This window comes from Lactobacillus sp., assembly GCF_051893255.1.
Classification (GTDB): Bacteria; Bacillota; Bacilli; order Lactobacillales; family Lactobacillaceae; genus Lactobacillus.
Genome location: NZ_JBJFHB010000037.1, coordinates 1 through 9664, shown reverse-complemented (window position 1 = coordinate 9664; position 9664 = coordinate 1). Strand labels below are relative to the sequence as shown.

Annotated in this window: 8 protein-coding genes; 6 read left to right on the top strand and 2 right to left on the bottom strand. The window is 49.0% G+C overall.

Going from position 1 to position 9664, the window contains the following annotated elements; all coding sequences use genetic code 11:
• Together ACI4WN_RS03320 and ACI4WN_RS03315 are read left to right on the top strand one after the other, a co-directional pair.
• On the top strand, positions 1-896 hold an 896-nt coding region (locus ACI4WN_RS03320), incomplete at its 5' end, for a FecCD family ABC transporter permease (protein ID WP_439776949.1).
• A complete protein-coding gene (locus ACI4WN_RS03315; protein WP_439776943.1) occupies positions 889-1533 on the top strand; it encodes an ABC transporter ATP-binding protein in 645 nt (214 codons plus the stop codon). The genes ACI4WN_RS03320 and ACI4WN_RS03315, both read left to right, overlap by 8 nt.
• A gap of 308 nt (positions 1534-1841) precedes the next feature.
• Here ACI4WN_RS03315 and larD read toward each other — a convergent pair whose 3' ends face one another.
• Positions 1842-2564, bottom strand: coding sequence for a D/L-lactic acid transporter LarD (gene larD, locus ACI4WN_RS03310; RefSeq protein ID WP_439776944.1), 723 nt, complete (start codon positions 2562-2564; stop codon positions 1842-1844).
• A gap of 573 nt (positions 2565-3137) precedes the next feature.
• Here larD and ACI4WN_RS03305 point away from each other — a divergent pair.
• From ACI4WN_RS03305 to ACI4WN_RS03295, 3 genes are all read left to right on the top strand, one after another.
• Complete coding sequence (locus tag ACI4WN_RS03305) at positions 3138-5087, top strand: 6-pyruvoyl-tetrahydropterin synthase-related protein (RefSeq protein ID WP_439776945.1); 1950 nt, start codon at positions 3138-3140, stop codon at positions 5085-5087.
• A gap of 45 nt (positions 5088-5132) precedes the next feature.
• Positions 5133-6080 (top strand): glycosyltransferase family 2 protein, encoded by a 948-nt coding sequence (locus tag ACI4WN_RS03300; RefSeq protein WP_008461444.1) that lies wholly within the window; start codon positions 5133-5135, stop codon positions 6078-6080.
• 230 nt (positions 6081-6310) lie between these two features.
• On the top strand, positions 6311-8020 hold the full coding sequence (locus ACI4WN_RS03295; protein WP_439776946.1) for a diguanylate cyclase domain-containing protein: 1710 nt from the start codon (positions 6311-6313) through the stop codon (positions 8018-8020).
• Between the two features lie 78 nt (positions 8021-8098).
• On the opposite strand, the gene ACI4WN_RS03290 is transcribed toward ACI4WN_RS03295, so the two are convergent.
• The gene (locus tag ACI4WN_RS03290) at positions 8099-8587 is read right to left on the bottom strand and encodes a DUF1836 domain-containing protein (RefSeq protein ID WP_439776947.1); all 489 of its coding nucleotides are present in this window, start codon (positions 8585-8587) and stop codon (positions 8099-8101) included.
• 144 nt (positions 8588-8731) lie between these two features.
• Between ACI4WN_RS03290 and ACI4WN_RS03285 the strand changes: the two genes are divergently transcribed.
• On the top strand, positions 8732-9565 hold the full coding sequence (locus ACI4WN_RS03285; RefSeq protein WP_439776948.1) for a DegV family protein: 834 nt from the start codon (positions 8732-8734) through the stop codon (positions 9563-9565).
• Positions 9566-9664 lie beyond the last annotated feature (99 nt).

Sequence of the window (9664 nt, the reverse complement as noted above, 5' to 3'; positions counted from 1 at the left end):
GGGAAATAATCATGAGAAATAAAATATTTTGGGCTTATTTGGCCTTGCAGGCGGCGATTGTGGCCTCCAGCTTGGCAGCCCTCTTTGTGAATTTAGGAGCCAACGCCTCCCTGATCATCGTCAACCTCCGCCTGCCGCGACTGCTAGCAGCCTTGATCGGCGGGGCGGCCATTGGGGTCAGTGGCCTGCTCTTGCAGGCGGCTTTGCGGAACGTTGTCGCCGACCCCGGCATCATCGGGGTGTCAGCTTCAGCTAACTTTTTTGCCCTCTTTTTTGGAATTTTATTTCCCGGCCTTTACCTGGGCAAGATCTTGGCTGCCTTCATTGGGGGCGGCTTGACCATCGTTTTGCTATTTTATTTTTCGCAAAAAATCTCTCCAGACCGGCTAATTTTGGCCGGTCTAGGCCTGAACGCCTGCTTCAGCGCCTTGGAAGAGGTGACGGGGCAAAGCGGCATGAGTCTGGCGACCAGCAACTGGACCAGCAGCCTAACTGTGGTCTTCTTGGCGGTGCCACTTTTAGCAGCTGCAACCATCCTGGCGCCGAGTTTGACCTATTTGAAGTTCAGCGACGAAAAGCTGCAGTCCTGGGGGATTGAGGCTGGCAAGCTGCGGCTGATCTTGTTAGCTATCGCGGCCTTTTTGGCGGCAGCGGCCACGGCTAGTCTAGGACCGGTATTCTTTTTAGGCATCCTGGCCCCGCAACTGGCCCGGCTGCTGGACCCCAAGGGGAAGAATCAGTTGCCATTAACTCTGCTTGCCGGCAGCGCCATTTTGGCAGTAGCCGATACTCTTGGCCGGCTGGTCTTCAATGAACTATCAGCAACTTTACTTTTGGCCATCGTTGGCGGCCCGGTTTTGATTTACTTGCTGGTGCGGGAGGGGAAAAATGATTAAAGCAGAGAAGGTTACTTTTTCATACAAAAAACGCCCCATACTTAGCGAGGCGTCGTTTGAAATTCCAACTGGGCAGATTACGGCGATTGTTGGTGAAAATGGGTCGGGCAAGTCGACCCTCTTGAAATTGCTGGCCCGGCAGCTTGAACCGCAAAGTGGACAACTTTTTCTAAATGGTCAGCCTTACGATGCTTTTTCTAAAAAGGATTTCGCCCAAAAAGTGGCCCTGATGGAACAAGAAAGCCGGTTGTACGGGGATTTGACCGTGGAAGAGGTCGTGGCGGCTGGCCGCTTGCCGTACTACTCGCTTTTTTCTAACCAGGTAGACCAGGTGGTGGAAGAGGTTGTGGCTGAACTAGGATTGTCTGAGCTGCGGGACCGATCCATGTCGGCCTTATCGGGCGGACAGAAGCAGCGGGTGTGGCTGGCCTGCGCCCTGGTGCAAGAACCGGAGCTACTCTTATTAGATGAACCGACCAACAACATGGACCTCCGCTTTCAGGAAGAATTTTTAACCTTAAGCAAAAAGATCAACAAAGAGCGTGGCCTAACCATCTGCCTGGTCCTGCACGACTTGCGGTTAGCCCAAAGGCTGGCTGACCAGATTTTGCTAGTAAGCGGCGGACAGGTAGAGTAGGGCGATCTGACGTCGGAAACGATCGAAGCCGTTTTTGGCTGTTGCTTCCCCCTAATGTAGTTAGCCACGGCCGTTTTGGGACGTCGCTTCCCCCAAGTGTAGGTAGCCACGGCGATTTTTGGTTGTTGCTTCCCCCTAGTGTAGTTAGCCACGGCCAAAAAGGTCGTGGCTACCATGTCAGGGGTCAAGGACATCGAGAAAAAAGTCGTGGCTACCATGCTGGGGGTCAAGGACATCGAGAAAAAGGTCGTGGCTACCATGTCAGGGGAAAAATAAAAAGCGCTGGATCAAATCCAGCGCTTTTGCTATTAGATGTGCAGCTTCAAGTAGTACTTAACGATGGCTGCGGCCAAAACTGCGCCAACGAATGGAGCAGTACCAGGAACAAGCAGACCGTATTGCCAGTCGTTGTTAGCCTTGTTCTTGATTGGCAAGATTTGGTAAGCCAAACGAGGACCAAGGTCCCGGGCTTGGTTCATGGCGAAGCCAGTAGTACCGCCAAGGCCCATACCGATTGCCCATACCAAGAGACCCACAAGGAGTGGAGTGAAGCCAAACTTTTCGTAGTTGGCAACGATAGCCAAGATACCAGTCAAGAAGATGGTAGTGGCGATCATTTCGACCATCCAGTTACGAGGCAAGTTGCGTTCGTTAGGGTTGGTTGAGAAGATGTTTCTCGTTGCAATCCCATCGATCGTGCCTTCTGAAGCCTTGAAGTGGTCTGCGTACATGAAGTAGGCCAGCAAGGCACCAGCGAAGGCGCCGAGGAATTCAGCGATCGTGTAAGGGATAAAGCTTGACCATGGGATCAAGCCCAAAATAGCTTGGCAAAGAGCCATTGCAGGGTTCATGCAAACGCCGCCGAAGATAAAGAGGCAGGCGGTAATGCCGAATGACCAAGTAGTAATGGCAAAAATGTGGCCAGAACCGTGGTACTTAGTCTTGTTCAAAACGTCATCGCAGTGTACTCCCACACCGAACAGAATCATGAGTCCAGTAGAAAAGAACTCATTTAACAAGTTGTGCATCAAAATCTTGTTCTCCTTGTAGTAGATATTTTTTAAAGGTACATAACAGGTAATAATTATAAACCTATAACCCTAAAAAAGATACAAGAAATTGCCAATTTCTGCCAAGAATACGTTTTCTTTACTAGAAAATAACAGTCAAAAATAACAACGTTATTTTTTAATTTCATTGATCCGCACCAACTTGATCATAGAATGTTCAAAAATGGCCGGTATAGTTAGAACTATAGAAGAGATGGAGAACTCTTCTATAACTCATATTTCTTATATTTTTCTTTCCCTGATATACACAACATATACACTACCTGAAAAGCAGTCGAACCCTCGACTGCTTTTTTGGTATCTAAAATATACGATTACGTAAAGATATAGAAAAAGCTATGATTAAAAAGAGGTAAAGCCGTTTTTTCGGCACTTGAAAGCGCTGGTGAATAGATTTACTATATATTTGACTTTGTAGATAAAAAGATAGCTTTTTCTTACAAAATGTCAGGACAAGCTTGGCTTGACTGGATTATAGTGTTAACAGTCAGCAAGCAGGATAGATCGAAGAAGTGTAAACAGATTGGAAGAAAGATGAATCAGGAAAAAGAGAATACGGAAAATATTTCAAGTAAACATCATTACTGGCTTGCTGGCCTGCCATATCTGGCAATTATTGGCTTAGCGGCCTATTTTGCTTACCGGCAATCCCGGACAGGCAACGTCATTATCGGGTCAGACACGATTTTTCACTATAACCGTTTCTTTGAAACGGCCCAGCAGATCAAGCACGGCAACTTTAGCTGGCTGATGAGCTTGTATGGGTATAATCACTCCGGCCGGGTGATCAACGCCCTCTACGGGCCCTTATTTGCCTATTTAAATGGGCTGCTGGTGCTGGCGGTCAAGACCTGGTACAGATACCAGATCGTCAGCTCCTTCTTGGTCTTCAGCCTGGGCGGGACCAGCATGTACTGGGCCCTGCGCAAGTTTAAGGCGAGACGGAGCGTAGCAACGCCGCTAGCCCTGCTTTACATGACCATCGGATGGCTGCCCCGCTGGCAAATCGCAACCAACTTTTCTGGGATCAGTGCGGCCATCATGCCCTTTGGCCTGATTGTGGCCTATGACCTGGTCTTTGACCGGGAAAAGCCGGTTCACTGGATCAAGCTGGCCCTGCTCATGAGCCTGGCGCTAGAAACCCACCTGTTAACGGCGGTCATGTACATGGCCTTCCTCTTGCCAGCCTGGATCTACGCCTTGGTCAAGCATCCAGCAAAAAGCGCCAAGCAAAAAATCCTAGTGGAGACAGCCAAGGCGGTTGGCCTAGCCCTGCTGCTCACCCTGAACACCCTGGCGCCGCTGCTCTGGCTGTCAAAAACCAACACCCTGGCGGCTCCAGCCACCATGTCAATGAGCAAAAATGCTCTTAAGCTGAGCCACACCAGCGTCTGGCCAAGTCCTCACGGCCTCCTTGGCTACAACCAAAGAACCGGGCTGACTTACTGGCTCTTTTACATCTTTTTGGCCCAAGCCATTTACGTTTTGTGGAAGCACAAGGACAATAAGCTGAACACCATCATCACCTTGTATGGGACTTTTTGGCTCTTCTTAGCTTCTAAGCTCTTGCCTTGGAGCCACATTTCTAACCGCCTGCCCTTTTTGGCCAGATTTTTGCAATTCCCGGCCCGCTTCACCTGCATCGCCTACCCGCTGTTAATGATCGGCTTGGCCCTGAGTGCAGAAGGCTTTTTAAAAAAGGCTAAGGGCAAATGGTTCGTTTACCCAGTGCTGGTCGCGGCCGCCTTGGTCAGCATCGATAGCGCCGTGCTATACTTGAATGAGGATGCCTGGAAGGGCTACATTGCCGGCGTTAAAAACAACGCCAACACCCAGCTGGGGAGCAAGCTCAGCACCTATTTGACCCAAAAAGAGCGCAAGAAGCTGAGCGACCAAGCCCGCAAAAAGCTGAAGAAAGAGCGAGTCAAGGCCTTGAAGCAGGCTAACGCCCAAACCCACACGGAAGACCTTAGCGCCTTTTTGACGGTGACGCAGAAGTCGGTAGCCGACTATTTGCCAATTTACAAACAAGACCCGAAGCCCGTTATTAAGGGCTGGGCTGAAGGCTATAAGAAGAAAGAATACGTCAAAAATCAAACCTTGAAGGCGGAAATGGCCTACAAGAAGTCGGTTTTAAGCCAAAAACTTCGCAAGAAGGTCAAGGTCAAGACCATCAAGGGCGGACTAAAGATCACTTGGAAGAGCAAGCAGGGCAAGGCCCAGCGCCTGCCCGTCGTGACCTACCACCAATCTAACCTGGTAGTCAACGGCAAAACGCTGACCAGCTACCAGCACAACCGGATCGGGGCGCCAAAAGTTGCAAGCAAAGTTGGCAAAAACGTGGCCTACTTGACCTTTAATGAGTCAATCGTGATGAAGCTGATTATCGCCATTTCACTTTTAGCCTGGCCCGGCCTGTTGATCTTACTGGCATACTTTTTAGTTAAAAGACAAAAAGAAAAAGCAGAAAAAACAAACGAGTAGAATAATAGAGAAGAAAGATAAAAAGTTAGAGAAAGCAGACAAGCAATGAGAAAAATTTCGATTATCGTTCCTTGCTACAACGAAGAAGCGGCGCTGCCCCTTTTTTACCCAGTAGCCAAGGAAGTTTTGGAAAAATTGCCGGATGACTACGAAATCATCCTGGTCAACGATGGCTCACGGGACAAGACCCTGGAAATCATGAAGGACCTGGCGGAAAAAGATCCCCACGTCTTTTACATTTCTTTTTCAAGAAACTTCGGCAAGGAAGCCGCTATGTATGCTGGCTTCGTCAACGCCCACGGCGACTATGTGGCCGTGATGGATGCGGACCTCCAGGACCCGCCAGCCCTCTTGCCGGAAATGATCAAGATTCTGGATTCTGGGGAATACGACAGCGTGGCGACCCGCCGGGAAAACCGGACGGGGGAGCCGCCGATCAGAAGCTGGTTTGCCCACAAGTTTTACCAGATCATCAACAAGATCTCCGATGCCGACGTTGTTGACGGGGCCCGGGACTTCCGCTTGATGCGGCGGGAGATGGTCGATGCCATCGTGGAAATGAGCGAATACAACCGCTTCTCTAAGGGGATCTTTGGCTGGGTCGGTTTTAAGACCTACTGGCTGCCTTATGAAAACGTGGAAAGAGTTGCTGGCGAAAGCAAGTGGAACTTCTGGAAGCTGTTTAAGTACGCTATCGATGGGATCATCAACTTCTCCCTAGTGCCATTGACCTTGTCGTCATGGATGGGGATCTTCATGACCGGCGTGTCCTTTATCATGCTCTTGGTCGTGATCATCAGAAAATTGCTCCGCGGCGATCCGGTGGCCGGCTGGGCGTCGCTGATCTGCGTCATCATCTTTATCGGCGGCTTGATCATGCTCAGCCTGGGCGTAATGGGGCAGTACCTAGCCAAGGTCTACATGGAAAGCAAGCACCGGCCACACTACATTTCTAAGGAATCCAACATTCCTGACATCAAAAAGATTGATTAGTCAGACTGATGAGTCTGCTTATATAAGGAAATAGTGATAATTCAAAACTAGCTGGATCAGCTAGTTTTTTTATGCGCTTTTTTATCTTTGCTAAAAAATCACTTACAAAAGCCAAGTGATAATAATAATTTTTATATCAAGAATCCGCTATCTATGTCTTTTTGATTGAATTTACATTTCCATTAGATTATAATCAGAAGTACTATGATCAGGAATGAAGGAGTTGTGGGATGAGAAAGAAAGGTAAAATGCAAAAGAAAGATTATTGCGCACTGCTAATCATCTTTAGTGTTTTGCTAGTGGGCACGACCCTGTTTATCAAAAACTGCTACAGCAGCTATGAGCAAAAGCAAACAGCCAAAGCCCAACGGGTGGCCAAGCTGGCGGCGACTTCCTTTCTGCCGGAACTAGGCCGGTCAGAGAGCGTAGTTAAAGAAGTCGAGCGGACGACGGTGGGAACGGACGGCCAGATTGATCATTTTCAAGTGCAGGCCCAGCAGCTGGCTAACGGCTATCTTGCTGGTATTTACTTAATTCCAGCTAGTGGTCAAAGGCAGAATTATGACCGGGCTGCCAAAACCGACTTCTCGGCTAAGCCAGACTCAAGTTTAGTGAGCTATGCCCGGAAAAAACGTACTACCGTTTTTCAAGGTGGAATTAAAGCACAGGGCCAAAGCTATCTCTTAGCCTACCGGCCAGTTTTTCGCCAGGGCAAATATTGGGGCACTGCCGGCATTGCGATTAAGACGAATGCTTTTTTCTCGGTAGCCTACCGCAACCTGGAGCAGGTTGGCTACAACTATCAGATTTTAAAGTCCAAAACGCCGGCATCTAAGCAGTACCAGTTGCTGATGCAGTCAAAGGAAAAGGTTGCTAAAGGCGTCAGTTACAGTTTCCAGCCAGATGCCAAATGCAGCACTTGGAAGATCGTGGTTTCGCCAACAGACGGCTGGACTTACCGGCAAAAGGCCCAGCGCGATTCGACTTATGTGGCGCTGCTAATGGCGGCAGTTTTCCTGATTTGCATTTTAGTCGTCAACTGGCTCGCTGGTATGCGGCAAATTCAAGAAGAGGCGACGATTGATGCCTTAACCGGGATCAACAACCGGCAGGGCTTTGAGATCAAGCTCCGCCGGTTCATGCAGAGTAAGCCAAATTCGCCTTTCACCGTGGCCATGATCGACATTGACGACTTCAAGCTCTTTAACGACCTCTACGGCCACCAGGTGGGTGACCAGGTCTTGAAGCAGGTGGCTAAGAGTCTCAGTCAAGTTGCTGGAAAAAAGGGCATCGTTGGCCGGACAGGCGGGGACGAGTTCCGGGTTGCCTTTTTGGACCTAACCGCTGAAGAAAGCGAGCCGTTTATTAACCGGATTGCCCAGGCTGACTACTACTTGACCCACTACTTAAAGCAGATCAGGTACAGTCTGTCGATCGGCTACGCCGACAGCCCTAGGCAGGGGCATGGCATGCGACAGCTGCTCAACCAGGCAGACGAAGCCCTCTATGACGTAAAATTGTCCGGCAAGGGACAAGCTCAGCGCTATTCTGGTCAGGGGCAGAAGCACCTAAGGGCCCAGCTGGGCTTTACCCTCCACGATATCGCGTCGAACATTCCGGTGGCCCTGATGATCTATTCCCAAGAAGATGGGCGGATTCTGTTTGTCAACCAGGGAACCTTGCAGCTCTTAGGCTACGACAACTTGTGGGACTTTTATGACGAAGTCAACACTCAAGCCGTCCACGTCGTGGCGCCGCGGGACCTGCGACGGGTGCAGGATTGGCTGAAAAAGTTTAAAGACAACCAGCAGGAAAGTGACCAATTGAAGTACCGGGTGATCAACCGCGGCGGCGGAGAGATCAAGGTTTTGGCCAACTTCCACCTAGTAGAAAATCCGCACTATGGTCCGATCATCTATCAGACCTTGATGACAATTTAAAGGCAAAAAATTAAAACGAGGATAATCAAGCCAAAGGCTGATCATCCTCGTTTTTATATTATTAGCTGTTTTTTTGACTTAACCTAATTTTGCAAAGTACTGGTCCAGGTAAACCTTGTAGCTGACGGCCATGATGATGTTCCGCAGCATGTGTTTGTAGTCGTTGTGGTCGTGGCCGATCTCGTCGAGCTGTTCTTTATAGCCAAAAACGTAGGCCAGGACGTTTTCGAGTTCCGCCACCAGGTAGTCATAAGCGGTCTGGGTGTCGTAGCTGCTCCTTTGCAATTCAAGCCCCTTTTTGAGATCAGCCAGGGGCAGGACATTTTTAGCAATGGCGATAAAAATCAGCTCTGCTACTTGCTGGCGGCTGTAGAGCTTTTTCTTTGGGGAAAAAATCAAATCCTGCTTGACGTAGTTGCTGATCATTGACGAGGTCAGGCTGACATTGCCCAAAGGGGCCAAAACATCGTTGATGTAGCTGGCGGTTTGTTCCAGATACAGGCCCATTTGGGGCAGGTCCTGGTAGCGGGGCAGGTGGAAGTTTTGTAAAGAAGTGGTCGTAGTCATCGTTATCGTCGCCTCCAAGGAAACAATCTTACTACCTCAATTATAACAAATCTCTCACCGGTTTTTGAAAAGCTTGACAAGGGATAAATGATAATATAGACTAAGATCAGTTTTTAGAAAACCGATAACGAGGAAAACAAAAACATGAAAACGAAAATTATCGTTGACTCAGCTGCTAACATGCTGCCGGGCCAACTGGGGGATTGCCAACTGGAAGTGGTGCCCCTTTACCTGATTCAAGAAGACACCACCTGGACCGATGACGAGAGTTTTGATCCAGTGAAGTTTAACGAAAATGCCGAAAAAGGGATGAAGACTACCTCTGCCTGCCCAAGCATCAACTCTTGGATGAAGGCTTATGAAGGCGAGGATGAAATTTTTGTCATCACTATTTCGAAAAAGTTCTCAGGCAGCTACAATTCCGCTGTCCAAGCCGCTAACCTCTACCAAGAAGAGCACCCAGAAGTGAAAATTTACGTCTTTGACAGCTACGGCGCGGGCCCAGTTCAGCGCTTAGGTGCCAAAAAAATCGCCGAATTAAAGGAACAGGGTTTGGCCTTTTTGGAAATTGTCGGCGAAGTCAACGACTACTTTGAAAACCACCTGAAGACCTTTTTTGCCTTAAAGTCGGTCATTAACCTGGTTAATAATGGCCGGCTGAACCCGGTGGTGGGGAAGATGCTGGGGATGCTGAAGATTTGGGTCTATGGCTGGGCTGATGAAGGCTTGATTGAACCCTTAGGCAAGGCTAGAGGCGATAAAAAAGCCTTGGCCAGCGTGGTTGCTAAGTGCAAGGAGACTGGCTACTGCGGCGGGCGCGTAGAGATTGACCACGTCCACAACCTGGAGACGGCCAGTGACCTGCATGACTTGTACAAAAAGGAATACCCAAAGTCCAAGGTCGGAATTGACACTTGCAAGGGCCTGTGCAGCTTCTATGCTGAAGAGGGCGGCTTGATGATTGGGATTGAAATCTAAAGTATAGTAAAAAGTCAGCACCATCAGGATGCTGACTTTTTACTTGTCTTGTCTTGTCTTGTCTTGTCTTGTCTTGTCTTGTCTTGTCTTGTCTTGTCT